The following is a 26122-nucleotide window of genomic DNA, read 5'->3' on the forward strand; positions in this document are numbered from 1 at the left end:
CCTCCTGTCTCTGCCGCCGTCATCGGGCGAGCGAGGTCGCGCCGGAGTCGGTCCGGCCCGCGGACTCGTCGGCGAGGTCCGTGGAGCCCGTGCGGTCCCTGCTCGCGGCGGTCCGTGCGGTCAGCTGGGCCACGGTCATGACCACCAGGGGGGTGGCGACCGCGATGTAGGCGTTGTCGATGCCGAACGGGTCTCCGGCGAGGAACCAGCCGATGGTCGTCGCGATGGAGAGCAGGATCGACAGCAGGGCGCCGCGGCGGGAACCGTACCGGGGCGCGAAGAACATCATGACCACCAGCACGGCGAGGGCGGCGCGCAGCGACTTGGCCAGGAACGTCACGGCCAGGACATCACTGGCGAACAGCGCCAGGGTGATCGGCACGACGCCGGCGGCCAGGGTCGCCACGCGGATGAAGACGAGGTTCTTGCGGTCGTCCCCGGCGCGGTTGAAGTACGGCTGGTAGAAGTCCTTGAGCAGCAACGTCGCCGTGCCGATGGCCAGCGCCGCGCTGGTCCCGAGGATGGCGCCGGTGAGCCCGCACATGACCAGCCCCGTCAGCACCGGGTCCAGGTCCACCGCGAGGACCGGGAGGGCGTCGAGGGAGTCGATGCCCGGGTAGAGCACCGCACTCGCCATGCCGACCAGAGCCGCGAAGAGGCCGAACGGCACCAGCATCGCGGCGGTGTAGAAGCTCGCCCGGCGAGCCCTGCCGGGATCGCGCACCGTGGCCACGGCCTGGACCACGTACTGGGTGGCGAAGATGGCACCCACCCCGGCGATGATCCAGGCGAAGATCTGTGCCCAGCCCACGCCGTCGACGGCGAAGCTGGTGGCGGGCAGCCGGGCCCGCAGCTCGTCGAGGCCGCCGACGCGCATGGTGCCGATGACGGCGAGCAGCACGACGGCGCCGAACTTGAAGACGGCGTGCAGCACGTTCGTGTAGACGACCGAGCGCATGCCACCGACCGCCACGTAGACGGCGGCCAGCACCCCGACGATCACGATCGCCCAGGTCCGGTCGATCCCGAGCAGGTTGGCGAGGATGGCGCCGCCGCTGGCGTAGATGGCGACCGCGACGATCAGCAGGGCGCAGATCATGATCACCGACGTCGCGGTGCGGACCCGCTCGCCGTAGACGCGGGCCAGGGCGCCGGAGATGGTGTTCTCACCGTGGGCCTTGAACTTCTTGGCCAGGAGGACCGAGAAGAGCACGAACCCGACGGAGAGTGCGACGACGTTCCACGCCGCCGAGATGCCGACCGAGTAGGCCTCCTGGGCGGTGCCCAGGGTGGCCGACGTCCCGATGAACTCCGACATCAGGAGGAAGCCGATCAGGATGGCCGGGAACGTCCGGCCCCCGCTGGAGAAGCCCTCGGAGGTCCCCGAGGACCGGCGGGCGAGGAAGCTGATCGCGGCGACCACCAGCATGTAGCCGGCGACCATCAGCAGGGCGATCCAGGCGGAATCCATGCGAGACCTCCGGAGTGCGTGCGTGTGAGCCCGGTGTTCGGAGGCCGCGTGTGCGCCGACCGGCGGGAGGAGTGGGCGCCGGCCGGGCCGGGGGAAGTCCCGGCCGGCCGGCGCGCGGGCGTCAGGCGGCGGACCCGGGCACGCCGCTCCGCTCCTCGACGGTGATCCGTCCCCGGGTCTCCTTGGACAGCAGCGCACCCACGAGGTAGACGGCCGCGGCGACGGCGGTGAACAGAACCAGTCGCTGCGGGATGTCGCTCACCGTCGGGCTGGCGAGGGTCACGAACGTCGGCATCATCCCGCCGACGGCGAACCCGACGTTCCAGGAGACGCCGGTGCCCGTGGCCCGGATGGCGGTGGGGAACCGCTCGTTGAGGTACACCAGCACCGGCGCGTAGCCGATGTTGCCGAAGAAGCCGAGGCCCAGCGCGATCAGCGTGATGGCCGTCAGCGAGGTCGCCGACTCCATCAGCAGGGTCATCCCCGGCACGCCGACCAGCGCCAGGGCGCCGAGCAGCAGGAAGGCCCGCTTGCGGCCGATCCACTCGCTGACCTGTCCGGCGCCGATGGCCGCGACCACCACGACGACGCTGGACGCAGCCAGGATCAGCGCCGAGGTCTGCGGGTCGACCTGCTTGATCGCCCCCAGATAGGTCGGCAGGTAGCCCGACGTCAGGTAGTACAGCGTGGCGCCGCCGGCGACGATCAGCAGGTTCAGCGCGAAGACCGGCAGGTACTCGCCGGAGAGGAGCCGCTTGATGGGTGCCTTCTTCGGCGTGCCGGAGTCGTGCGCCGCCGCCTCCCGGAACAGCGGCGACTCCTCGAGGATGCGGAACAGCCACACGCCGAAGATCGAGCTGATGATCCCGCTGGCGAACATGATCCGCCAGCCGTACGAGGCGAACTGCTCGGCGGTCAGCGCGGTGGAGACCACGAAGAAGACGATCGAGGCCAGCAGCGCGCCCAGCCCGGCGCCACCGCCACCGATCAGGCCCGACATCGCGCCGCGGTACCGCTCGGGCACCGACTCGGTGCCGATGGTGTGCGTCGAGGCGACGACACCGCCCACGAACACGCCCTGGACCAGACGCAGGACGAGGAACAGCAGCGGCGCCAGGACGCCCACCGCGGCGTAGGTCGGCAGCACGGCGAACGCGGCGGTCGCCAGGCCGACGCCGACCACCGCGACGATCATGGCCCGCCGCCGGCCCCGGGTGTCGGCCATGTGCCCGAAGATCGCCGAGCCCACGGGCCGCATGACCAGGGTGACCGCGAACGACGCGTACGTGGCCGCCAGGGACAGGGTCTCGCTGTCGCTGGGGAAGAACAGCGGCGCCACCGTCGGGGCGACGAAGAGCAGGATGAAGAGGTCGAACAGGTCGAGGGACCAGCCGAGCGTCGACGCGACGACGGCGATGACGCCCTGCCGCCCGACCACCTGGGGCGGCGCGCTACCGCCGTGGGGGTTCTCCTGCGCTGTGGACACGCCCTACCTCCTGTGTGAGCGCCCGACGGCGCCTCCGGTGGATGACCGGGCACCCGCGACGCGCGCAGAGGTGAGGTGGCGCTGCGTCGGCCGGAGCCGGGATGCCGGTGCGCACCGCCGTGAGGCGGCTCACCGGGCACTGGGAGAAGGCTCACCGACCGCGGAGAACAGTGTCAACGGTCACACCATAGGACTTGACAACTGCTCGTATAGGCAGCTCGGTATCGCCGTCCCATGGCCCGCGGTGTCGAATCGGGAGCAGCGACGTACGGGCCCGGCGGGGGCCCCGGCGGCACGGTCCCGGTGGATCCGCCGTGCGTCACCCGACCACTCGAGGAGGACGAAGCGATGGCGGTTGCCGGTCTCGACGGAGCGACGGTGATCCTGACGGGCAGTGCAGGGGACATCGGCGTCACGTATCTGCAGGCGCTCACCGCGGCGGGCGCGAACGTCGTGGCCGCGGACATCCCCGCCGCGGCGGAGCAGGGCCAGGCCGCCGTCGACAAGGCGAGCGCGTCGGGCCCCGGCCGGGCGGTGTTCGTCGGTTGCGACGTCACCGAGGACGACCACTGGGCGGCGGTCGTCGAGCGCGCGCAGACGGAGTTCGGCCGGATCGACGCGCTGGTCAACAACGCCGCCATCTACCGCGCGCTCGGCGACAAGCGTCCGCTGACCGAGCTGCGCAACGACGACTGGGACCTCGTCCTGCGCGTCAACGTCCGCGGGACCTGGCAGGGCATCAAGGCCGTGGCCGGCCCCATGGCCGACTCCGGTGGCGGCCGGATCGTCAACATCTCCTCGGTCGTCGCCCGCACCGGCGCGGTCGGCTTCGCCCACTACGTGGCCTCCAAGGCCGCCGTGGACGGGCTGACCCGAGCGGCCGCGCGGGAACTGGGTGGACGGGGCATCACGGTCAACGCCGTCGCCCCCGGCCTGGTCACCGACGAGGCGACCCGCACCCTCAACGCCGACGAGTACATCGCCGCCGCGGCGAAGAGCCGCTCGGTGCCCCGCGAGATGGTCCCGGAGGACCTCGTGGGCGCCGTCCTCTGGCTGGCGTCCCCGGCAGCCGGGTTCGTCAGCGGCCAGACCGTCATCGTCGACGGCGGGGGCGTGTTCGCGTGACCGCGGGCGCCCTGGCCGGTTCGCGGCCGGCGGCGGTCGGCGACGAGGACGCCCGGCCGACCGACCCCGCGACGCTGGAGCCCCTCGGGCACGTCCCGGCCACCACCGCGGCGGAGCTGGACGACCAGGGCCGTCGGGCCCAGGCCGCCCTGACCGGGGGCTGGGCCACCGACAGCCGGCTGCGCGCCGAGGTCCTGCACGGCTGGGCACAGCAGCTGCTCGCCCACACCGACGAGCTCGTGGCGGCTCTGGTCGCGGAGACCGGCAAGCCGGTGACCGAGGCGCGGGTCGAGCTGCGGGCGTCGGTCGACGCGCTGCTCTACAACAGCGGGCTGACCCGCTACGTGGGAGGACGTGCGGGCACGCTGCCCGACGGGAACGTCGCCCACCTGGTGCGCGAGCCGGTCGGCGTGACCGCCTTCATCGTGCCGTGGAACTGGCCGGTGCTCCTGCTGCTGCGCGATCTCGCGCCGGCGCTCGCGGCCGGCGTCACCGCGCTGGTCAAGCCCGCGCTGCAGACCACCCTCGTCACCCGGCGGGTCCTGGAGCTGGGGCGGGCCGCCGGCGTTCCGGACGACGTGCTCCACCTCGTCGTCGGTGACGGCCGGGCGGGCAGCGAGGCGATCCGGCACCCGCTGGTCCGCGCCGTGGCCTTCACCGGGTCGACCCCGGTGGGCACGCAGATCATGCGGACCGCCGCCGAGGGGATGAAGCGGCCGCTGCTGGAGCTCGGCGGCAAGGGCGCGTCCGTGGTCTTCGCCGACGCGGACGTGGACGCCGCCGTCTCCGCCTCGGTGGCCGCGGCGGTCATCACGGCGGGGCAGATGTGCATGGCCTGCACCCGGATCCTGGTGGAGCGCCCCCGCTACGAGGAGGTGCTGGAACGGGTCGTCGACGGCGTGCGCGCCCTGCGCGTCGGCGCGCCGGCCGAGGAGGCCACCCAGGTCGGGCCGCTGATCTCGCCCGCCGCCGGGGAACGGGTCGCCGCGCAGCTGGCCGCAGTCGAGGGTGCGGCGCGCATCGCGGCCGGTGGTGAGCGCGTGCAGGTGGGCGGGCTCGCCGGCTGGTTCCAGGCCCCCACGGTTGTCACCGACGTCGCACCGGACTCCCCGCTGGTGCAGCAGGACCTCTTCGCGCCGGTGGTCACGGTGGAGCCGTTCGACGACGAGCGGGGCGCCGTCCGGCTCGCCAACGCCACCCACTACGGGCTCACCGCCGGCGTGTGGACCTCCGATGTCGCGCGCGCGTGGCGGGTGGCGCGCGGGCTGGAGTTCGGCACCGTGTGGGTGAACGGCTGGAACAAGTCCTACCCGGAGATGCCCAGCGGCGGCTTCAAGTCCTCCGGCATGGGCCGCACCCGCGGCGTCGAGGGCGTCGAGCAGTTCACCGAGCTCAAGCACGTGCACTTCACCGTGCCCGGCCTGCCCGGCCCGGACGGGGGCTGACGCGGGTGCCCGGGACCCTGCCGGCCACGGCGCCCTGGCCGGCCGCGCCCGACCTGCGCGGCTGGCTGACCCTGGTGCAGGCGGACGGGCAGCTGGGCGTCGTCGGGTCACCGATCGATGCCGACCAGGACGTGGCCGCGGTGCTGGAGCAGGCGGACGGGCGCCGCGCGGTGCTGTTCACCGACGTCCTCGGTGCGGACTTCCCCCTCGTGGGCAACGCGGTGCTCGACCGGGCGGGGCTGGCCCGCGCGATGGGGTGCGGCCCCCGGGAGGCCGCCGCGCGGTTCGCGGCGGCTCTGGACGCCCCGCGGCCGTGCCGCGAGGTGGGACGGGACGACGCCCCGGTCCTCGCCAACCGGATGGACGGCGACCGGCTCCTCTCCCGGCTGCCCATCCCGGTGCAGCACGAGCGCGACGCGGGGCGCTACCTCACCTCGGCGCTGCTGGCGGTGCGTGACCCGGTCAGCGGCGTGATGAACCTGTCGATCAACCGGATGCTGGCCGTGGGGGAGCGGGAGCTGCGGGTGCTGGTCCTCGCCGGCCGGCTGCGGGGCATCCTGGCGCAGGCGGAGCGGGAGGGGCGGGATCTGGACGCCGCCGTGCTCATCGGTGTCGACCCGCTGCTGGAGCTGGCCAGCCAGGCGCCGGCCGACCGGGACCTGGCCGACCTGGAGGTGGCCGGCGCGCTCGGTCCCGGGCCGTTGCCGGTGGTGGCGTGCCCGACGGTGGACGCCGTGGTCCCGGCCGGCGTGGAGTTCGTCCTCGAGGGCCGGTTCCGCGCCGGCGCCCGCGCGCCCGAGGGCCCGTTCGGCGAGTTCCCCCGGACCTACGGTCCGGGTGGGCCGGTGCCGGTCCTGGAGCTCTCGGCCGGCTGGCACCGGGACGACGCGGTGGCGCAGACCGTGCTCTCCGGCGGGCGCGAGCACTTCCTGGTCGGCGGCGTCCCGCGCGAGGCGGCGCTGGCCCGCGGGCTGGCCCGGACCTTCGCCTGCGTGACCGGTGTGCGGTTGCCGGAGTCCGGCTCCTGCCGGCTCACCGCGGTCGTCGCGCTGCACGAGCCGGGGCCGGGGACCGCCGTCGACGTCGTCATGGCGGTGTTCGCGCTGAGCACCCTGGTGAAGTCCGTCGTGGTCGTCGACGACGACGTGGACATCCACGACGACGAGGACGTGGCGTGGGCGGTGGCCACCCGCGTGCGGGCCGAGCGCGACCTGCTGGTCGTGCCGCGGTCGCGGGGCAGCAGTCTGGACCCCACGACGGTCGACGGCACCGTCACGAAGTTGGGCATCGACGCCACCGTGCCGCCGTCCGAGCGGGAGCGCTACGCGCGGATGCGGGTGGCACCCTCGGATGTGCAGACCATCGGGCGCTACCTCGCCGAGGCGGGCGTCCCCGTGCGGAGCAGGGGGTGAGGCAGTGACCCGTCGGATCATCGTCGCGATCACCGGCGCATCGGGCGTCCAGTTCGGGATCGAGGCGCTGCGGTCGCTGCGGGAGGAGCCGGGGGTCGAGACGCACCTGATCCTCACCCGCGCGGCCCGGGCCACCGTCGCGGCCGAGACCGACATGTCGGTCGCCGACGTCCGAGCCCTGGCCGACGTCGTGCACGGCGACCACGACCTCGGCTCGGCGATCGCCAGCGGCTCCTTCAGGACCGAGGGCATGCTGGTCGCACCGTGCAGCGTCAAGACCCTGTCGGGCATCGCCAACTCCTACGACGAGACCCTCGTCGTGCGGGCCGCCGACGTGGTGCTCAAGGAACGCCGCCGGCTCGTGCTGCTGGTCCGGGAGACGCCGCTGCACGCCGGCCACCTGCGCCTCATGGCCGACGTGACCACCGCGGGGGCGATCGTGATGCCGCCGGTGCCGGCCTTCTACACCCGCCCGAAGACGGTGGACGACATCGTGGCGCACACCGTCGGCCGAGCCCTGGACCTGTTCGGCATCGAGACCGCTGGGGTGCAGCGCTGGACCGGCGAGCGGGAGCCGGCGCGTGGGTCGGTCCGGGCGCTGGACCGGCGGTAGGGGCCGCGCGGTGGGAGAGCACCGGCCCGGTCACCGCGCCGTGCGGCACTCCTCCGGCGACGGCGACGGCGACGGCGACGGCGACGGGACGTCGTCGCCGGCTCCGCGGAGCGACGTGCGCAGCAGGCGGAGGAACGCGGCCGTCGGCGGGGACACCGGGGACCGGGCCCGCCACACCACACCCAGGTCGCGGTAGGCGAAGGGGTCGGTGAGCGGCACCGTGGCCACCTGGTCGCCGACGGCGATCCTGGGCAGCACCGAGACCCCGACGCCGGCCCGCACCATGCCGCAGACGATGGACAGCTGCCCTGTCTCCACCGTCACCCTGGGGGTGAAGCCCGCGCGGCGGCAGACGTCCTCCATGAGCCCGCGCAGGCCGTGACCCGGCCGCATCCCCACGAACTCCTCACCGGCGAGCTCGTTGAGGGACACGTGTGGCCTGCCGGCCAGCTCGCTGTCCGGCGGCACGACGGCCATCAGGGGCTCGCGCACCAGCGGGGCGTCGGCCAGGTCCTCCCGCGTCCGCGGCAGCCGGATGACGGCGAGGTCGAGTTGCCCGTTGTGGACCAGTCGCTCCACGTCGGCGGAGACGTCCAGCTCGACCAGCGAGGTCTCCACGCCGGGGTGGGCTCGCTTGAAGGCTGCGAGGACGCACGGCAGCAGGTGCGCGCCCACGCTGGGCAGCGCGCCGAGGGCCAGCCGCCCGTGCCGCATGTCGCGCACCTCGGCCATCCGGTCGCGGGCCTCGGCCACCTCGAACAGCGCGCGCTGCGCGTGTTCGAGGAAGACCTCGCCGGCATGGGTGAGCTGCACGTTGCGGCCGAGGCGTTCGAAGAGCCGGACGCCGAGCTCCTGCTCGAGCTTGCGGACCTGCACCGACAGCGAGGGCTGCGCCAGGTACAGCTCCTCGGCAGCCCGGGTGAAGTTCCCCGCCTTGGCGACCGCGACCACGTACCGCAGCTGGTGCAACTCCACGGTTCAGATCCCGGCTGGTCGTTGATCGGCAGTGTTCATCTGCTGCCCGCCTCCTAGGACGTGGTTCTGGCAGCATAGTCTGCAACAGACCATCCGAAATGACCAGCGTCACCGCGGGGGCCGTGACCCGCTCGGGGTGTCGGCACGTCTGCGGGGGCTCGGGCGGCTCACCATGCGACGGGGAGTCTGCGCACCCCCAGGTGGCGCCCGCCGCCCTCGAGCGGCGAGGTGCGGGCGACGTCCCCGTCGACGCGGAAGCCCGAGACCCGGCGCAGCAGCGTGCGCACGGCGATCCCGATCTCCGCCCTCGCCAGCGCCATGCCGGGGCACGCGTGGATGCCGGCGCCGAAGGCGAGGTGCCGGTTGGGACTGCGGTCGATGACCACCTCATCGGCGCGATCGAAGACCTCGGGGTCGCGGTTGGCCGAGCCGAACAGCAGCATCACCCGCTCGCCTGCCCGGATCCGCTGACCGGAGACGACGGTGTCCTCGGTCGCGACGCGGGGGAACCAGTGCAGGGGCGCCTCGTAGCGGAGGATCTCCTCCACCGCGCGCGGGATCGCCGCCTCGTCGCGGGCCAGACGCTCCTGCACCTCCGGGTGCTCCGCGAGGTACAGGAGCATGTTCCCCAGGCCCAGCGCCGTGGAGTCGTGCCCGGCGTAGGTGAGGATGAACATCATGTTGGCCAGGACCTCGTCCGGGACCTCGAGGTCGGCGTTCATGCTGACGAGCTCGGAGATGAAGTCGTCCTGCGGGTGGGCCCGACGCTCGCGGAAGATCCGCATCCAGTAGTCGGCCACCTGGGCGATGACCCGCTGCCCCGCCTCGCCGGAGGCGTGGTCGAGGAACTCCAGCGAGTACGCCCGGATGGCCTCGGTGTGCTCGGGGCCGAGTCGGTACAGCTGGATGATCACATCGAGGGGCAGCGGCACGGCCAGTTGCTCGACCAGCTCGGCCCGGCCGGCGTCGGCGAAGCCGTCCACGAGCCGGTCGGCGATCGACTGGATGTGCGGCTCCATCCGTCGGGCAGCGGCCGCGCTGGTCAACGGCGCGATCAGCTTCCGGAACACGGTGTGCTCCGGAGGGTCGTAGTCGATCGGCGGGAAGCGGTGTTCCGAGACCGGGGGGACGTAGACCCCTCCCGAGGACGAGAACCGGGCGTGGTCACAGGCGACCGCGCGGACGTCGTCGTACCGCGAGACCGCCCAGTAGCCGCCGTGGGCCTCGCTCCTGGAGACGGGGCACTCACCGCGGAGTTGCTGATAGAGCTCGTACGCGTGCTCCGGGGTGAGGTCGGGCGAGTGGGGGTCGAAGGTCGGGAGGTCGGTCCGGCTCAGGTCCTCGGTCGTCATGTCGACTCCCAATCGTCCGCGGCTGCCCTGCGGCGCGGGTCCCGTGCCGCTCAGGAGGGGGTCGCTGACCCCTGGCCGAGTATCGAAGCCGGGGATGGTGACGGCCATCACAGATGTCCTATGCATCCGGTAGGGAGTCCCTATCCCATCCCGGTGCCGACGACCCGGGACGAGGCCTGTAGCACGCGCCGCGAGCGGGAGCTGGAGGCAGACCCGGCGGTGCGCCGGCCCGCTGGCGAGCCGGCTCTGTCGCCTCCTCCACCACCGGCGCTGTTGGCGGGCGGACGCGACGGGCGAGGTGTCACGGGGGTGTCACGAGGGCCTCAGGAGCCCCGACAGCAGAACACCCCGGGTTCCTCACCTGAAGGAATCCCCGGGGTGAGGCTGTGTCCGAGGGGCGACACGCTACATACGCACACGCATCGGACGACCGGCCACGGGATCATCGGGAGCGCTGTGAGCCCATCGGTGGCGAACCGATCTGCTGCGCCCTGCGCATCGGGTCCATGGTCTCGTCGACTGTCATCGGCACCGTCGTCTCGAGCGGGGTAAGCGCACCGCCGGCGCCGATTGCCAGGACCGCGACGGCCATGGAGACGTTGACCGACGGGTCAGTGCCGCAACTTCGGCCGGTCGCCGGCGTGTGCACTCACTTCATGATCTCCCGTCCCTTGCCGACCACGGTGATGCCTGCCTCGGAGACCACGAGGCCGCGGGCGCGGTCGTCGTCCTTGTCGACGCCGATCTCGACGCCCTCGCCGATGCGGACGTTCTTGTCGACGATCGCGTCGCGCACCACGGCCCGGCGGCCGACGTGCGTGCCGTCCAGGACCACGGACCGCTCGACCGACGCCCAGCTGTGCACGACGACGCCGGGGGAGAGCACCGACTCACGGACGGAGCCTCCGGAGACGATGACGCCGTTCGACACGATGCTGCTGATCGCCCGGCCGACCCGGTCGCCGTCGTCGTGCACGAACTTCGCCGGCGGCCGGGACGGGATGTGGGTGAGGATCGGCCAGCGCTCGTTGTAGAGGTCGAACGCCGGGATCGTGGCGCAGAGGTCCATGTGGGCGTCGAAGTAGGAGTCCAGCGTGCCGACGTCTCGCCAGTAGCGCTCGGTGCCGGGCTTCTCCCCGGGAACGTCGTTGGTGTTGAAGTCGTACACCTGCGCCGCGCCCTGCCCGACGAGCATGGGGACGATGTTGCCGCCCATGTCGTGCTTGCTGTCCTCGTCGGCGGAGTCCGTGCGCAGGGCGTCGAGCAGCGCCTCGGTGCTGAAGACGTAGTTGCCCATGGATGCGAAGGTCTCGTCGGGGCGGCCTGGCAGCGCAGGGGGGTCGGCGGGCTTCTCCAGGAACGCCTCGATCCGCTGTCCGTCCTCCGCGGTCTGGATGACGCCGAAGGCGGTGGCCTCCCGGCGGGGGACGGGGATGCCCGCGACCGTCACCCCGGCGCCGCCGTCGAGGTGCTGGCGCCACATCTGTCCCGGGTCCATGCGGTACACGTGGTCGGCACCGAAGACGACGACGAGGTCGGGGCGCTCGTCGTTGATGAGGTTCAGCGACTGGAGGATGGCGTCAGCCGAGCCGGTGTACCAGCGTGGTCCGAGGCGTTGCTGCGCTGGCACCGTGGTGACGTAGTTGCCGAGCAGGTTCGACAGTCGCCACGTCGTCGTGATGTGCCGGTCGAGGCTGTGGCTCTTGTACTGCGTGAGCACAGCGATCTTGAGGATGCCGGCGTTGACGAGGTTGGACAGGGCGAAGTCGATCAGCCGGTAGAGGCCGCCGAACGGTACGGCGGGCTTTGCCCGGTCCTCGGTCAACGGCGCGAGCCGTGTGCCCGCACCACCGGCCAGCACGATCCCGAGGATCCTCGGCTGCGCCATCCCGCACCTCCTGAGCCGCCCGCGAGGGGCCTCGACGATCTGTCGTCCCGTGGTGGATGAGCGTGTGACCCCCGGACCTCGAGCGCGGCCTCCTGGTGAGCCGGGTCACATCATGCTCGTGGGGGCTCGCGATCGAAACCGGAGCCGGGGACGTCGGTCGGGGTGACGAGGCCGCCGTTCCAGGGCTCCGGTTCGACCACCGGACGGCGACCGTCAGCCGGAGGGACACGACTGCGCCGCCGGTCTCCCCGACCGGCTTCCGGTGGCATCGGGTGCGGGGAGGGAGCAGAGTTCACAGTGCTCTGGATCACACCGCACCCAGTACCGGGGGGCGACCATGGCACTCGCGATCGGCGTGGACATCGGCGGCACCAAGGTCGCCGCCGGCCTGGTCGACGAGCAGGGCGGCATCGTCGCCAGCGCCCGGCGTGACACACCGTCGCACGACCCGGCCTTGATCGAGGAGATCATCGCCGACGTCGTCGGGGAGCTGCAGGCATCCCACGAGGTCGAGGCCGTCGGCATCGGGGCGGCCGGGTTCGTCGACGCCGCCCGGTCCACGGTGGTCTTCGCGCCCAACCTGGCCTGGCGCGACGAGCCACTGCGCCTGAACCTCGAGAAGCGGTGCGGGCTGCCGGTCGTCGTCGAGAACGACGCCAACGCGGCGGCCTGGGCCGAGGCCCGCTTCGGTGCAGGGCGGGGGCAGCAGTACCTCGTCGTCCTCACCGTCGGGACCGGCCTCGGCGGCGGGCTGGTCATCGGCGGGGAGCTGTACCGGGGGCGGCAGGGGATCGCCGCGGAGTTCGGGCACGTGACGGTGGAACCCGGCGGACGGCGGTGCGGCTGCGGTGGCCGTGGTTGCTGGGAGCGCTACGCCAGCGGCCGGGCGCTCATCCTCGAAGCTCAGGAGCTCGCCACGGTCTCGCCGGCCATTGCCGGTCGATTGCTGGAGCTGGCCGGTGGCCGGCCGGAGGCGATCACCGGGCTGCACGTCACGCGCGCGGCCCAGGATGGGGACGAGGCCGCGCTCGAGGCGTTCCGGGTGATCGGCACCTGGCTCGGTCAAGGCATGGCCGCCCTCACCGCGGTCCTGGACCCGGAGGTGTTCGTCCTCGGCGGTGGGGTCTCCGCCGCCGGAGAGCTGCTGCGCGAGCCCGCAGAGCGGTCGTTTCACGAACGGATCACGGCGCGCGCGTACCGGCAGGTACCGGACGTACGGCTCGCCGAGTTCGGCCCCGAGGCCGGGATCGTCGGCGCGGCCGACCTGGCACGACTCCGGTGAGGCAGGACGGGGGGAGGGACTCGCGGGGGTGTGAGACGGCACGACCAGGCGGCACAGGGGTGTGGCGCGGGGGACAGCGGAGGGGGATCCGGTGAGCGAGCACGGTTCGTTCGATCAGCACGCGTCCATCTACGACGAGACGGACACCGGCAGCGGTCGCAGCGCGGTGCGGATCGCCTCCGTGGCCGCGCTCGGCGGATTCCTCTTCGGCTACGACAGCGCGGTCATCAACGGTGCCGTCGCCGCCGTCGAGGACCGGTTCAACGCGGCCCCCGGCCCCCTCGGCTTCGCCGTGGCCTCGGCCCTGCTCGGCGCCGCGGCCGGCGCCCTGACCGCCGGGAGGTTCGCCGACCGCTTCGGCCGGCTGTTCACCATGAAGGTGGCCGCGGTGCTGTTCTTCGTCAGCGCGCTGGTCACCGGGTTCGCGCCCAACCTGATCGTCCTGATCATCGGCCGCATCGTCGGCGGCATCGGCGTCGGCGTGGCCTCGGTCATCGCCCCGGCCTACATCGCGGAGGTCGCGCCGGCGCGGATCCGGGGCCGACTCGGCTCGCTGCAGCAGCTGGCCATCGTCAGCGGCATCTTCCTCTCCCTGCTGGTCGATTTCGCCTTCGCGGCCGCGGCCGGCGGCTCGCGGGAGCCGTTCTGGTTCGGTCTCGAGGCGTGGCGGTGGATGTTCCTCGCCATGGCCGTCCCGGCTGTGGCCTACGGCCTGCTCACCCTGACCATCCCCGAGTCGCCGCGCTACCTCATCGCCACGCACCGGATCCCCGAGGCGCGGCGGATCCTCAGCGCCCTGCTGGGCGAGCGCGGTCTCGACATCAAGATCAATCGGATCCGGCAGACGATGGAGCGCGAGAAGCCGCCCTCCTGGGCCGACCTGCGCGCGCCACGGAGCGGGCTGCTGCCGATCGTCTGGGTGGGCCTGGGCCTGTCGGTCTTCCAGCAGTTCGTCGGGATCAACGTGATCTTCTACTACTCGAACGTCCTGTGGGAGGCCGTCGGCTTCAGCGAGGCCGACGCCTTCGTCATCACCGTGATCACCTCCGTGGTGAACATCGCGACCACCCTGATCGCGATCGCCACGGTCGACCGCTTCGGTCGCAAGCCCCTGCTGCTCATCGGCTCGGTCGGCATGGCCGTCACGCTCGGCACCCTGACGGTCATCTTCGGAACCGCACCGCTGAACGCCGAGGGCAACCCGGTGCTCTCGGGTGCGACCGGCCCGATCGCGCTGATCGCGGCGAACCTGTTCGTCGTGGCGTTCGGCATGTCCTGGGGGCCGGTGGTGTGGGTCCTGCTCGGCGAGAAGTTCCCCAACCGGATCCGCGCCGCGGCGCTGGCCTTCGCCGCCGGCGGTCAGTGGGTGGCCAACTGGCTGATCACGGTCAGCTTCCCGGTGTTGAGCGACGCGTCCCTCGGCCTGGCCTACGGCTTCTACACCGTCTGCGCGGTGCTGTCCTTCGTCTTCGTGCTGCGCTGGGTGCGGGAGACCAAGGGCGTCGAGCTGGAGGAGATGCACGACGACGCCCGGGCGGTCCGTGGCGGTGCTGGTCACTCCGGCTGACGACGGTTCTCACGCTCGTCCCCGCACGGCGGGCGGATCCCTGGCCCGGCGGCGGGCCGGTTCCTAGACTCCTCCTGGAGGTCGACAGGCGGAGGTCGATCACATGCGCAGGTATCTCGTCGTCGCGAACCAGACCCTCGGTGGGCGGGAGCTCCGGGAGGAGATCCGCAAGCGGGCGGTGGCGGGTGAGTCCTCGTTCTACGTGCTCGTGCCCAACACCCGCGCCGCCCACTACCACGTGGTGCCTGCGGCCGGCGGCGTCGTCCCCATGCCGAGCCTGGCCACGAGCTACGGCGGGCCCGAGACGGACGAGGAGGCGACCGAGGAGGCCCGGGAGCGACTGTCGCAGATGCTGGCCGACCTCGCCGAGTCAGGAGTCGAGGCCGAGGGGCATCTGGGCAATCCCCACCCCCTGGCGGCCATCGAGGAGGCCCTCGGGGACCGTGAGTTCGACGAGGTCATCGTGGCGACCCTGCCCAAGCGGGTCTCACGCTGGCTCGGTTCGGACATTCCGCACCAGGTCGAGCGCCGTTTCGGTCTGCCGGTCACCACGATCGTCAGTCGAGGGTGACCGGCAGACTCCAGGGCGGCCGCCGCCGTCACTGCCATTGGAGCGATCGGGAGGAGACTGCCGTCACCGCGTGGGATCGGCGGCGTCGCGTAGGTGGTCCTCCTCCAGGCATGGCCAGAACCGGCGCCGGTCTCCGAGGCGACGAGCGCCCCAGGTGCTGGGGTCACGGTGGGGACATCGGTGCTGCAGGGGCGATCCCGCGGCAGCACGGATGGTGCCACCGTCCGCATGCTCGTGGTCGAGCAGTGGGTGGGCGTGCCGGGTGAAGGTGGTTCGGAGCGCCTGGGCCACGCCATCGCCACCATCACGCTCACCGTCCACCAGCACGTCCACCCCGGCATGGGCCGCGAGGCGGCCGACCGCTTCGCCGCGCTGCTTGACGCTGATGCGCGGCGCGGAGTACCACGCGGGTATCACGAGGGCCTCAGGAGCCCCGACAGCAAGACACCCCAGGCTCCTGACCTGCAGGAACACCGGGGCGAGGCTGTGTCCGAGGGGCGACACGCTACATACGCACACGCCTTCAGTGACGGGAACGCACTTCGCGTGCTCCTCGCGGTGGCTGCGCCTGACCGAAGAGCCGGGCGGAGGAGGCGTGTGCCGCCTCCGCCCGGGCCGGGGTCAGGCGTCGTCGGTCTTCTCCTTCGATCCGAGCGCTCCGCTCAGGTGGCCGGTGACGTCGTCCCCTCCCCCCTGCGAAACGGGTCACCGCGCAGGACCTGCAGACCAGCGGCCGAGCGGCCACGATCACGGGGCCTGGCTTCTCGCCTCGGCCGCCGCAGCCAGGTCGGTCAGGTACTGCTCGACGAGACGGCGCAGCCGGCGAGGCGGCTGACCGTCGAATTCCAGGGTCAGGGTGGCGCGGGTTGCCGGGGCCGCGTAGACGGCGCCCATCGGGGTCAGGCGCAGTGACCCCGAGATCGGCGGGCCACCCCCGACGGCGACCGTGACCGGCAGCAGAACCGCGCCGCCCGAGCGCACTGAGCTGCCGACCTCCACGGCTGGCCTCCGCGGTTGGCCATCACGGCGCCGGCCACGCCGTGCCCGGCCATACCGCTGGACCGGTGCGCGGGCCGGCCACTGATGCCCGGCCGCCGCTCCGGCCATCAGCAGCGCCACGCCGAGCGGGTCGGCCGCGATGGTGCGCTCGGCGCTCAGGGTCGCTACCGGGCGACTCGACCCTCGTCCACCAGGGGGGCCGTAGAGGCTGCTCATGAGGCCTTCTCGGGCACGGTGTGGCTCCTCCCACGGGCCCCGGGCTCGTGTCCGTTGCACAACTCGGAGCCAAAGGGGACCCGCGAGGCGAGGCATGACGGCGGGCCGCTCGTCAGTGCCGATGGGCGTGCGCGGGCCTGGTCAGCTGGGCGAGTCGGTCAGCGCGGGCCGCCTCCGCCGGGGTGAACGGGTCCCCGGGGCGGTCCAGGATCACCGGCTCGCCGTCGGGAACCAGCACTCGTAGCCGGGTGTCGCGCAGCGCCAGGTCCTGCGGTGCCCCGGGATCGGGGTCGTCGGTCGTGTCCGCCGCCGGTGTCGGCCGGACGCGCGCGCCCAGCAGCTCGGCGAGGGCCATCGGAAGCTCCTCCGGGTCGGCCGCCACCCGGGCGGCCACGGTCAACGCTCGAGTCTGGCCGTCGGCGAGCGCCAGCACCGTCGTCGGCCACACACGCACCTCGGACCCGCCGGCGGCGACGACGGCCCGCTTGATGGCCCCGTCGTCCATGTGTCACGGGGCGGCCAGCACGAACTCGTCGAGCACACGGTGGGGCAATGTGTGCGAGTGGACGCCGAGCACGTTCAGGTCGTGTGCGGCGAACGCGTGGGCGAGGCGCTCCAGGGCTCCCGGCTGGTCGCGCACCGTGACCCTGACCCGCCACAGCGAGCTCGCCTCGTGCAACCGCCTGGTACCCGCACCGCCCGGTACCTGCAGCCAGGCTCTCAACGCCCGTACCGCCGCCGGTTCGAAGACCCACATCGCCAGGGCGGTGGAGGCCGTCGCGAGCAGCAGGGCGCTGAACGGGTACGGCGGATGAAACCACAGGACCAGCAGGTGCAGCCCCAGCTCGAGCGGTGACACCGCGAGGAGCTTGACGACAGCCATTCGCGTCTTGCGTGGCTCCGGTAGGCGACCACAGGAATCGCATCGGGCATGTTCGTCGGCTGGGTGTGTCCGTTGTCGCAAGGGCTCGTCCTGTTCATGGTCGTCTTCCTCCGGCCGCGGGCTCACCTGTTCGGCCGCATCGTCCGGGGAGAGGGCTCGGCGTGGCGCTCAGCGCCCCGACTCCTGCCGCGTACTGATCGGCCAGGCGGTGGCCCTTGCCTTGGCCTCGGCGGCATCGCTGGCCAGCCGCTGCGCGGCCGTGACATCACCGTTCTCCCGGGAGATTGCGGCCGCGTGTCCCACGCCTGAACGGCGGTGACCGGGGTGGCCGCCGCCCTTGCCGGAACGTTTCCTCCGCAGGTCAGACGGCCGGATCGCCGCTATGTGTGCTTGCCCACGCCCACTCTCGCCGTCCTCGAGCCACGGCCGCTCGCGTGCCTGTCCCTCGGTCGTCCCGGATCGGCAAGGCGTCGCCGAGGTCGCCGCGGGGTATGTCCGGGCCACGCGCAGCAGGTGCTCCGCTCGGCTGCCGGCCACGGCGCCGACCCGATCGCCGGGGTGCGGGCGGGCTCGCCGCGGTCCTGCGGCTGACCGGGCCGCGGAGTATCAAAGTGGTATCACGGGGCCCTCCGGACCCCGGGGATGCCAACGCCCCGGGCTCCAGACCTGCTGGAACACCGGGGCGATGCTGTGTCCGAGGGGCGACACGGTACTTCCGCACACGGCTCGGGCATCGCTGAATCGACGCTGGCTCAGGGTTGCGTGCCCTCGGCCGTGTGGATGCGGCGTGCTGGCGCTGCTCGCTCATGGCCGCCCGAACCGCGACATCGCCGCGGAACGCTTCATCAGCGAGGCAACGGTGAAGACCCACCTGGGACACATCTACGACGACTCGGCGTCGCCCCTCGTGGGCGTGCGCGTACGAGGAAAGTCAGGGCCACACCGGCTGGCCGGTGGCCTCGAGGACCGACAGCCACAGGTCCCCGTGCGGATCCACCTGATTGCGGCTGGCGGTCACCAGGGAGATCGGCAGGTGGACGAAGCGCCCGTGCCAGCGACCGACGACGGTCGCTGTTCGCCCGGCCATCGCCGCGTGGACGGCGGCTTGCGCGAGCCGAGCACAGTAGACACTGTCGAAGGCGTTGGCCGGCACGCTGCGAATCGCGTAGCCAGGGTCGACGTAGCGCAGACTGATCTCCCGGCCAGCGGCCGCCGCGTGCGCGGTGAGCTGATCGCGCAGCAGGCCGCCGATGTCGTTCAGCCGGGCGTTGCCTGAGGCGTCCCGTGCATCGGATGCGAGGAAGAGGTCCTGGCCCGCGCCCTCGGCGACGACGATCACTGCGTGTCCCTGCCGGTCGAGCAGCCGGTCGACCTGCGCGAGCAGGCCGCGCGCGCCGTCCAGCAGTACCGGCACCTCGGGTATCAGCACGACGTCGACGCCCTCGCTGGCCAGGCTGGCGTAGCAGGCGATGAAGCCGGAGTGCCGGCCCATGAGCTTGATGAGGCCGACGCCGTCGGGGGTGGAGCGGGCCTCGGTGTGTGCCGCGCGAATGGATTCGGCTGCCCGGGCGAACGCCGTCTGGAAGCCGAAGGTGCCATCGATCCAGGGAATGTCGTTGTCGATCGTCTTCGGCACGCCGACCACCGCGATCGGCACGCTGCGGCGGGCCGCCTCGTCGGCGATCCGCTCGGCGCCGCGCAGCGAGCCGTCGCCACCCACGACGAACAGTACGTCGATGCCTTGTTCGACGAGCGTGTCCACCATCGCCGCCGGGTCCTGCCCACCGCGGGAGGTGCCGAGCACCGTGCCGCCCCTGTCATCGATGCCTTCGACAACGGCCGGGGTGAGCGCGACGGCGTCCGCGGCCCCGGTCCGGGTCAGCCCGCGGTAGCCGTTGCGGAAGCCGGAGACCGAGCGGACGCCGTAGTGCTCGAAGAGCTCGACCACCAGACTGCGGACGACGTTGTTCAACCCCGGGCACAGGCCCCCGCAGGTCACGATGCCGGCCCGGGTACGCGCAGGGTCGAAGAACAGCCGCGACCGTGGGCCTCCAGGCTCGAAGGCTGGGAGCTCGCGGGTGGGGACCCGGCGCCGCACCGCCATGTCGAGGGTGTCGTCGAGCAGCACGCGGTCGGTCTCGGCGACGTAGTGGACGCTGTCCTCCCGGCGCAACAGTCCGCCGTCCAGTGGAGAAGGAAACGTGGCCGGCCCGAGCGTGCGCACGGCCAGGTCGGCCGCAGTCAGCGAGAGCTGGTCGCCCGTGTGCATGCCACGCGATGCTGCCCGCTCCATGTTCCCCAGACGTGAACCGGCCGCTCGAACGGCCGGCGTGCCTGCGCGGCGCAGGGCGGATCGGGGAGTCGGCAGTCCCGCTCACCGCCACACGTTCGGCGGCGACCGTCCGGTTCCTCCGACTCCACGTCGAGGCCTGGAGTACGACCACGCCGGCCTCACCACATGGAAAGCACAGGAGCTCCGCGACTGGCTCCGTGCGGCTGCCGACGGCCGCCCTCCGGCGGCATCAAACCCGTGACGCTTCAGGGCGCCCTCAACGTTCGGCACTGGCGTGAGCCAGTGATCATGTGTCCGAGGGGCGACACGTCACATACGCCCACGCCCGCGGGTAAGCCGGTGAAGCCGTTCCCAGCAGTGAAGGATGGCGAAGAGGCATCGTCTCTCGGCATCGATGTTCAGCGGCGGGAGCACTTCCTCCACAGTGAGCCGAGGTCACAGTGGGTCCACGCGCCTTGAGCCGACTCCGCGATCGACCGGCCAGCGACCTCCGCGGCGCGGCCGAGCTTCCGGCGAAGGCAGCGCCGAACCCGCTCGTGGCGCCGGCCGCGCATCTGGGCTTGTCGTCCAGGCCTTCGCGACTCATAGGGTCGCGGCGATACAGGCACGGCCCGGCGTGCCGCGCGCGACCCGGACCGGTACCTCATCGTCGTGCACCGAACGAGTGATGCAGTACTCGCCCCGGCGTGCAGACCTGCAGCCCTCCAGCTCGCACCGGACCGGCTGGCCGCGGTGCCAGGGACGGCTGGACGGTCGTCAGCCGCGAGTGGTCACGGCCGTGTCGACCAGGAACCGAGCATGCTGCAGGCCCGGCACCTGGCAACGGTGATGACGTCGCACCAGGCCAAGTCCAGCCGTTCGAGTTGCTGCTGCGTGAACGCCTCGCACAACGAGGCGCCGTCCCCGTCGACGAGGTGGAGGTGAGCGTCTCGGGTCCTGGCGCCGATCGTCCGGGCGACCGGGAAGGGAGCGGGACGGAAGCTGCCCCCTCCGGTGACCCGCTGGTCGATGGGCGCGGTCAGGAACGCGGTCGAACTCGGCATGGGTCGATCCACTTCGCATCTGCTGCGTGGTGTCGCCGAGGACCGGAGCGACAGGACTCCACCGAGGACCGGAGCGGAGGGCCGCTGGGCGACCGAACACCACGGTAGTCGCCCCCGCCGACGCCGGGCCACGCGGGCGGCATGCCGCCGGTGTGCTCGGGGCTCAGGGGGACAACCCGAGAGTGACCACTGCGGTCGCTACCTCGTGCAGGGACGCGTTGTGGTCGCGAGCGTGCTTGCGAAGCACCTGGAACGCCTCCTCGACGGAGGTTCCGCGGCGCTCGGCCAACATGCCCTTGGCCTGCTCGATGACGACCCGTGACTGGAGGGCGCTTTCCAGCTGTTCGTTCAGCTCAGTCAGCCGCTCCTGCGCGCTCCGTCGCTCGGTGACGTCCCGGATGTTGCAGATCCGGCCCCGGACGGCTGGGTCGTCGAGCAGGTCCGAGACGACCATCTCGACCCAGCGCCAGGAGTCGTCGGGGCAGCGGAGGCGGCACTCCAGCGCGGGGGGCTCGTCCCGCTGTTCCAGGGCGGGCGCCTGCATGACGACCGGTCGGTCGTCGGGGTGCACGAGGTCCCACAGGCGCATCCCGAGAACGCTCTCCTCAGCCCAGCCGAACAGCCGGGTGAAGGCGGGGCTGGCGTACGAGACGGTGCCGCTTCGGGACATGACCAGGACTGCGTCCGACGAGCGGGCAAGTAGTGGGCGAAGCGCGTGGCCGAGGTCCGTGGAGACCCCCACGATGCCGACCAGGCGACCATCGTGAGTCCGCACACCGACGTCGGTCACGAGCGCGGAGAAGGTCGAGCCGTCCTTGCGGACGACGGTGAAGCCGCCGGACCAGGACCTGCCCTCTCGCAGCGACTGCATGATGTCGTCGCCGTGTTCCTGCCCGGCCTCCGGGACGGTCACCTCCCTGATGTTGCGGCCCAGGATCTCCTCGGCGGTCCAGCCGTACAGTCGCTCGGCCGCGGCGTTCCACCGGACGATGTGGCCGCCCAGGTCCGTGGCGATGACCGCGTGGCCCAGAAGGTCGAGCAGCCGGTCGGCGTCAACCCAGTCGCTCGTCACCCCACTGGAGGCGAGGTCGTCGTCCGGAGCCAACCCGTCACCTCCCGACCGGATCGGCGGTCCGGGCTTTCCCCCGAGAGAATCGTGACGCCGCCGTCCGAAAGCGGCAATCGCAGACCCGCTCCGCGCCGGATTTTCCGTGACGCGGCCTGCCGGCAGCGGGAAGGCCGTCCGGCCACCGCCTGCTCGGCAGTCCCTCCCAGCACACGCCGCAGCGCCGCCTCGTCGCGGGCGGTCGCAGACGCGAGGGAGGGAGGTGGCCGAACCGGGTCGGCGGAGACCCTGGTGGTCGTAGAGGGCCGAGCCGAACTGTGGGCCAATCGAACTGTGGTCCAAACGGGGGAAGGCACCCCACTTCGACGTGTCCGAGGGGCGACACGGTACATGCGCACACGCCTGCTGCGCCCTGACGGACCCCGTCGACGGGTGCAGGCCGAATGGGGTCGGTGGCCCGCCCTCGGGGTCTGTGGCGCGGCTGCCTCAGCGCGCAGTCGGTGACGCGCCGGTGAGGCTGCGGACGATCCCGCCGAGGAGCGCTGCGCGGGCCGCTGGGTCCGGTACCTGTTCGATCCCGAATCCGAGGAGGACGGTGTCCTCGGTGGTGATCGCCGCCCCGACCTGCGACTGTGCCCGCACGAAGTCCCCGACGTTCGGCGGGCTGGCCTCGGGCGCACCCGGCACCGTCCACGTCCCCAGGTCGGTCTCGAAGCCCTCCGGCTCGCCGGCCGTGCCCCCGATCAGCAGCCGCGTCTGGTCCACGAACACCCCGGCCCCGCCGGTGGACGCGTCGGTCACGTAGCTGATCGCCAACTCGACCTGCCCGCCCGCATACGCGGACAGATCGAAGCCGACCTGCTGCCAGCCCGCGGAGGTGCCGGTGATCCGGTGCCACGCGCCCGTGGTCCCGGTCGGCCGGCAGGGGGTGCCGCCGGTCAGGTAGTGCGAGAGGAACGGGTGTCGCTCCAACAGGAAACCGACCTCGCACGCCGTCGGCGGTCCAGCGTCACTCTGTCCGCCGATCTCGGGCAGCGTCGTCCAGGCGTCGGTGCCGACGGGGTGGGCCTCGACGATGACGTTGTCGTAGCCGGCCTCCACGTCGTAGGACAGCGCGAACTCGAGCGTCGGATTCTGCGCCGAGGTGACGTCGTTGAGATCGACGGTGCGGGTGAGCCGCATGTACGAGCCGTCGGCGTGCTCCGCCGCGGCGAACCAGTCGCCCTCGAAGGTCTCGAGGTTGCCCGGCGGTCCGCCCCGGTACTCGCCGGACACGGCACTCGCGAACTGCGGGAACCGGTCGGAGGGCAGCACGGCGCTCGTGGGCACGAACGTCCCGGCCTCATCGATCGGGTTGCTCGGCGTGGACGCCAGGACCGTGCTCGTGCCGAGGAGCGGCGCGCCCGTCCCGTCCAGGAACTCCGGCGCCGCGCGCGGCGACCGGGTGAACGCGCCCAGGTAGTACTGGGTGAAGTCGTCGGCGAGCAGCAGGCAGTCGCTGAAGGGGTCGACCGTCACCACGCAGTCCTGGTCCGGCGCGCCGTCCAGTCCGTAGTAGATGCCCCCGAGCCCCGTGCCAAGCGCGCCGTGGTAGCCCGCCGTCTCACCGGCGAGCGCCAGGGTGCCCCCTGCGTTGAGGTAGTCGCGGACTACGAGCGTCAGGAACTGCTGTCGCTCCGCGACGGCCGCGTCCTCCAGCGGTGCGCCGAGGACATCGGTCAGGACGTCCTCGGCGTCCTGGGTCAACCGGTTGTCGCCGAGATACCAGACCACGCTGTCGAAGTGGCTGAGCACCCCGAGGTCGTGGGGCACACCCTGGGCGGACACGTCCCACACGGCGGAGTCGATGCCGGCGTCGGCGAGCGCGTCGACGTACTCCTGCGCGTACCGAGGAGCGGTGGTGGCACCCGGCTCGCCGGGGTTGTGGCCCTCGTAGTCCTCGTTGGCCAGCACCAGGACCGATCCGCCGTCGTGTGCCACGGTGAAGCTGAAGCGCTCGCTCGTCACCGGGCCACGACCGGGCCGCACGCCGGTGAACCACACCTCGACGTCCTGCCCCGGGCCGGCCCCGCGGACCTCTCCGCGGATCTCCGCGTAGTGGGTGTCGCCCTCGTCCCCGTAGCGCTCCCCGCCGTCCCACTCGCGCACGGGCGCGCGCCGTTCGGCCCCGCCGTCGATCCGAAAACGCAGCTGGACGTCGCTCAGGTCTCGTCGGGCCGTGACGGCGACCGTCTGCGGGGTTCCGTAGGAGACGGGGAAGGGGTCGAGCACGAAGTCCGGCACCGTGCGGCCGACGATCGAGACGGGGGTCGACGGATCCTGCGCCGATCGGGCCACGGCCAGCGCGAAGGGGAGGTTCTTGTCGAAGTCCGCCTGGACCAGCGGTTCGGAGTCGGGGAACTCGAAGATGCTCCCGCAGGCGTCGGGCTCGAAGGCGTCGCCGGGGTCGGCTGCGCTGGCCGTCTGGCACGTCGACATCTCGAGGGTGAAAGCAAGCGTGCCGTACGCCTCCTCGGCGTGCTCGGTCGTGTCGCCGTTCGTGGTGTACAGCTCCGCGGAGATGTCCGGGTCGTAACCGGGTACCGCGGGGGTCGCGTCGTCCCCGGCCATCACCTCGTAGATGATGTCGTCGGGCGTCGGGGTGGCGACCTGCCAGCCCGTGCCGTAGAGCAGCAGCTCGGCCGCGGAGTGGTAGTTCACGAGGAACTCGGGACCGATCCGGCGCATGAGCCCGTCGAGAGCCTGCGTCTCGGGCTCGGACGAGGGGGCCGGGCCCCGGTAGACCTCGCTGTCCGGCGACGGGGACGAGCCCTCGTCGTCGTATCCCCAGTGGGTCGGGAAGTTTCGGTTGGGGTCGACGCCGTCGATCGCGGTGATCGCGCCGTCGCCGTCGTTGTCGCGCAGGTTCTTGCGCCACAACCGGTCGGTGGTGAACGTGTAGTCGTAGCCGTCCGGGTTCGCCACGGGGACGAACCACAACTCGGTGCGGTCCAGCAGTCCGCGGAGCTCGGCGTCGGTGCCGTAGCCGTCGACCACGTGTCGCATCAGCCGCCGGGTCATCTCCGGGGTGATCCACTCGCGGGCGTGCTGGGCCGAGACGTAAAGCACCGCGGGGCGACGACCGTCGGGCACCCGTCGGGCGTCCGTGGTCACCTTGAAAGCGAGGATCTCCTGCCCGGTGACGGATCGGCCGATCACGACCTGCTCCACCAGGTCCGGGTGGGCCCCCGCGAGCGCGACGAACTCCTCGCGGAGCCCACCCGCCCCGCTCCACGGGCGGAACACGGCCGCCGTGGCCTCCGACTGGGCGGGAGCCGCCCGCGTCTGCAGTGGCACGCCCTGCGCCAGCAGCGCGTGCGCCCTGCGCTCACCGAGCACGACCTCGACCCTGACCGAGCCGGGTTCACCGCTGGGCGCGGTCAGCACCTCGCGGCGGTCGAGCCCGCTGTCCAGCACCAGGGCCAGCTGCTCGGGTTTCAGCTCGCCGGTGTAGGCGACCGCGCCCTTGCCGCCGGGCGGCGGTGCGGCGCTCGCACCGGTCCCCGTGCCGACCAGCAGCCCGAGCACGAGCGACAGGACTGTGAGGAGGGCGGGAACAGACCCGCCGGGAGGGCGCTCAGCCGCACGCACCATGTCGACCGTCCAGACCGTGAGACGGGGGAGCGGGACGGGTCCAGCATCACCTGGCCGACTGCCCTCACATCTCGTGCTCACCTGCGTACCGGGCGCTGCGAGTGTGCGATCGGGGCGTGCTGCCGCAGCATGTGCGTCCGGCCACGCGGCGTGACGGGACGGGCTGGCTCAGTGCAGGGCCCCGGCACGTGGCGGGAAGACCGGTCGACAGCCGACCCCCAAGAATCACCGGACGGCGTGGACGTCTCCTCGACCGCGCACCGCGTGAGTGTGCGCGGTGAGACACCGTCCCCGAGCAGCTCCGACGGTCCGCAACGCGATCGCGGCCACCCGTTCCGGGGCGAACTCGCGGTGCATCTCGGTGTCGTGTCCCCGTCGCCCCCCGACCAGGAACCAGCGGACGCCGGGCGGCTCCCCGGCCAGCCGGTCCAGGGACCCGCGCTTGTGCGCCTTGCCACTGCAGAACAGACGCCCGGGCTGATGCCCCAGTCGGTCAGGACGGCACCCCGCGGAAAGCTGTGCCGCTCGAGGAACTGGGTGATCGGGCCGGCGAGGTTCCAGGGCCCGTTGTCGAGGTAGACCGGGGCGTGCGGGGCACCCTCGACGAGACGGTTCGCCAGCGCGGCCATGCCGGCCACCGGACGCCGGGTCGAGCCGTTGCCCATGAACGTGCGCCACGCGGCGCGGAGGGGATGCCGGATACCGGTGATCCACACCGTGTCGTCGAGGTCGCAGACGACGCCGCGGTTGGCGTCGGGCGAGGCGACATGGACCGGAGCCGGCACCGGCGGCGTCCCTCCAC

General features: G+C 72.2%; 22 protein-coding genes and 1 pseudogene. 8 read left to right on the forward strand and 15 right to left on the reverse strand.

Annotated elements, in window-relative coordinates; all coding sequences use genetic code 11:
* Positions 1 to 19: 19 nt before the first annotated feature.
* Positions 20 to 1471, reverse strand: a complete 1452-nt coding sequence (locus ACI79D_RS03110; RefSeq protein WP_456916839.1) for a sodium:solute symporter family protein — start codon at positions 1469 to 1471, stop codon at positions 20 to 22.
* A gap of 121 nt (positions 1472 to 1592) precedes the next feature.
* Positions 1593 to 2957: an MFS transporter gene (locus tag ACI79D_RS03115; protein ID WP_456916840.1), complete on the reverse strand. Its 1365-nt coding sequence runs from the start codon at positions 2955 to 2957 to the stop codon at positions 1593 to 1595.
* Positions 2958 to 3305: 348 nt separating this feature from the next.
* Here ACI79D_RS03115 and ACI79D_RS03120 point away from each other — a divergent pair, with 348 nt between their 5' ends.
* The 4 genes from ACI79D_RS03120 to ACI79D_RS03135 are packed head-to-tail and all read left to right on the forward strand — an operon-like array spanning position 3306 to position 7552.
* Positions 3306 to 4082: an SDR family NAD(P)-dependent oxidoreductase gene (locus tag ACI79D_RS03120; RefSeq protein WP_456916841.1), complete on the forward strand. Its 777-nt coding sequence runs from the start codon at positions 3306 to 3308 to the stop codon at positions 4080 to 4082.
* Positions 4079 to 5527 carry an aldehyde dehydrogenase family protein gene (locus ACI79D_RS03125; protein ID WP_456916842.1) on the forward strand — a complete coding sequence of 483 codons (1449 nt, stop codon included), beginning with the start codon at positions 4079 to 4081 and terminating at the stop codon, positions 5525 to 5527. Before ACI79D_RS03120 ends, ACI79D_RS03125 begins: the two co-directional genes overlap by 4 nt.
* 5 nt (positions 5528 to 5532) lie before the next feature.
* The gene (locus tag ACI79D_RS03130) at positions 5533 to 6939 is read left to right on the forward strand and encodes a UbiD family decarboxylase (RefSeq protein ID WP_456916843.1); all 1407 of its coding nucleotides are present in this window, start codon (positions 5533 to 5535) and stop codon (positions 6937 to 6939) included.
* 4 nt (positions 6940 to 6943) lie between these two features.
* Positions 6944 to 7552 carry a UbiX family flavin prenyltransferase gene (locus ACI79D_RS03135; protein ID WP_456916844.1) on the forward strand — a complete coding sequence of 203 codons (609 nt, stop codon included), beginning with the start codon at positions 6944 to 6946 and terminating at the stop codon, positions 7550 to 7552.
* 30 nt (positions 7553 to 7582) lie between these two features.
* On the opposite strand, the gene ACI79D_RS03140 is transcribed toward ACI79D_RS03135, so the two are convergent.
* From ACI79D_RS03140 to glgC, 4 genes are all read right to left on the reverse strand, one after another.
* Positions 7583 to 8527, reverse strand: a complete 945-nt coding sequence (locus tag ACI79D_RS03140; RefSeq protein WP_456916845.1) for a LysR family transcriptional regulator — start codon at positions 8525 to 8527, stop codon at positions 7583 to 7585.
* A gap of 167 nt (positions 8528 to 8694) precedes the next feature.
* The gene (locus ACI79D_RS03145) at positions 8695 to 9879 is read right to left on the reverse strand and encodes a cytochrome P450 (RefSeq protein ID WP_456916846.1); all 1185 of its coding nucleotides are present in this window, start codon (positions 9877 to 9879) and stop codon (positions 8695 to 8697) included.
* 442 nt (positions 9880 to 10321) lie between these two features.
* The gene (locus ACI79D_RS03150) at positions 10322 to 10528 is read right to left on the reverse strand and encodes a hypothetical protein (protein WP_456916847.1); all 207 of its coding nucleotides are present in this window, start codon (positions 10526 to 10528) and stop codon (positions 10322 to 10324) included.
* The gene (gene glgC / locus ACI79D_RS03155) at positions 10529 to 11767 is read right to left on the reverse strand and encodes a glucose-1-phosphate adenylyltransferase (RefSeq protein ID WP_456916848.1); all 1239 of its coding nucleotides are present in this window, start codon (positions 11765 to 11767) and stop codon (positions 10529 to 10531) included. It abuts the gene before it with no gap.
* A 337-nt stretch (positions 11768 to 12104) separates the two neighbouring features.
* Here glgC and ACI79D_RS03160 point away from each other — a divergent pair, with 337 nt between their 5' ends.
* The 3 genes from ACI79D_RS03160 to ACI79D_RS03170 all read left to right on the forward strand — a co-directional run bounded on the left by ACI79D_RS03160 (position 12105) and on the right by ACI79D_RS03170 (position 15187).
* Positions 12105 to 13049, forward strand: coding sequence for an ROK family glucokinase (locus tag ACI79D_RS03160; RefSeq protein ID WP_456916849.1), 945 nt, complete (start codon positions 12105 to 12107; stop codon positions 13047 to 13049).
* Positions 13050 to 13140: 91 nt separating this feature from the next.
* A complete protein-coding gene (locus ACI79D_RS03165; RefSeq protein WP_456916850.1) occupies positions 13141 to 14616 on the forward strand; it encodes a sugar porter family MFS transporter in 1476 nt (491 codons plus the stop codon).
* 103 nt (positions 14617 to 14719) lie between these two features.
* Positions 14720 to 15187 carry a hypothetical protein gene (locus tag ACI79D_RS03170; RefSeq protein ID WP_456916851.1) on the forward strand — a complete coding sequence of 156 codons (468 nt, stop codon included), beginning with the start codon at positions 14720 to 14722 and terminating at the stop codon, positions 15185 to 15187.
* Positions 15188 to 15250: 63 nt separating this feature from the next.
* On the opposite strand, the gene ACI79D_RS03175 is transcribed toward ACI79D_RS03170, so the two are convergent.
* The 4 genes from ACI79D_RS03175 to ACI79D_RS03190 form a co-directional block, all read right to left on the reverse strand.
* Positions 15251 to 15661, reverse strand: a complete 411-nt coding sequence (locus tag ACI79D_RS03175; RefSeq protein ID WP_456916852.1) for a hypothetical protein — start codon at positions 15659 to 15661, stop codon at positions 15251 to 15253.
* 273 nt (positions 15662 to 15934) lie between these two features.
* The gene (locus ACI79D_RS03180) at positions 15935 to 16186 is read right to left on the reverse strand and encodes a hypothetical protein (RefSeq protein WP_456916853.1); all 252 of its coding nucleotides are present in this window, start codon (positions 16184 to 16186) and stop codon (positions 15935 to 15937) included.
* Between the two features lie 328 nt (positions 16187 to 16514).
* Positions 16515 to 16907 (reverse strand): hypothetical protein, encoded by a 393-nt coding sequence (locus ACI79D_RS03185; protein ID WP_456916854.1) that lies wholly within the window; start codon positions 16905 to 16907, stop codon positions 16515 to 16517.
* Positions 16908 to 16910: 3 nt separating this feature from the next.
* Entirely contained in the window at positions 16911 to 17261 is a 351-nt protein-coding gene (locus ACI79D_RS03190) for an ACT domain-containing protein (RefSeq protein ID WP_456916855.1), read from the reverse strand.
* 709 nt (positions 17262 to 17970) lie between these two features.
* On the opposite strand from ACI79D_RS03190, the pseudogene ACI79D_RS03195 reads away from it, so the two are divergent.
* Positions 17971 to 18159, forward strand: a pseudogene (locus ACI79D_RS03195) (LuxR C-terminal-related transcriptional regulator); the annotation flags it as partial.
* A gap of 57 nt (positions 18160 to 18216) precedes the next feature.
* Here the strand turns inward: ACI79D_RS03195 and ACI79D_RS03200 are convergent.
* The 5 genes from ACI79D_RS03200 to ACI79D_RS03220 all read right to left on the reverse strand — a co-directional run bounded on the left by ACI79D_RS03200 (position 18217) and on the right by ACI79D_RS03220 (position 26105).
* Positions 18217 to 19554: an ATP-dependent 6-phosphofructokinase gene (locus ACI79D_RS03200; RefSeq protein WP_456916856.1), complete on the reverse strand. Its 1338-nt coding sequence runs from the start codon at positions 19552 to 19554 to the stop codon at positions 18217 to 18219.
* Positions 19555 to 20348: 794 nt separating this feature from the next.
* On the reverse strand, positions 20349 to 20621 hold the full coding sequence (locus ACI79D_RS03205; RefSeq protein ID WP_456916857.1) for a hypothetical protein: 273 nt from the start codon (positions 20619 to 20621) through the stop codon (positions 20349 to 20351).
* 163 nt (positions 20622 to 20784) lie between these two features.
* A complete protein-coding gene (locus ACI79D_RS03210; protein ID WP_456916858.1) occupies positions 20785 to 21726 on the reverse strand; it encodes a PAS domain S-box protein in 942 nt (313 codons plus the stop codon).
* Between the two features lie 447 nt (positions 21727 to 22173).
* Positions 22174 to 25254: a M14 family zinc carboxypeptidase gene (locus ACI79D_RS03215; protein WP_456916859.1), complete on the reverse strand. Its 3081-nt coding sequence runs from the start codon at positions 25252 to 25254 to the stop codon at positions 22174 to 22176.
* 143 nt (positions 25255 to 25397) lie between these two features.
* The gene (locus ACI79D_RS03220; protein WP_456916860.1) at positions 25398 to 26105 is read right to left on the reverse strand and encodes a phosphatase domain-containing protein; all 708 of its coding nucleotides are present in this window, start codon (positions 26103 to 26105) and stop codon (positions 25398 to 25400) included.
* Between the last annotated feature and the right edge of the window lie 17 nt (positions 26106 to 26122).

The sequence above is a fragment of the Geodermatophilus sp. SYSU D00708 genome (genome assembly GCF_054050115.1).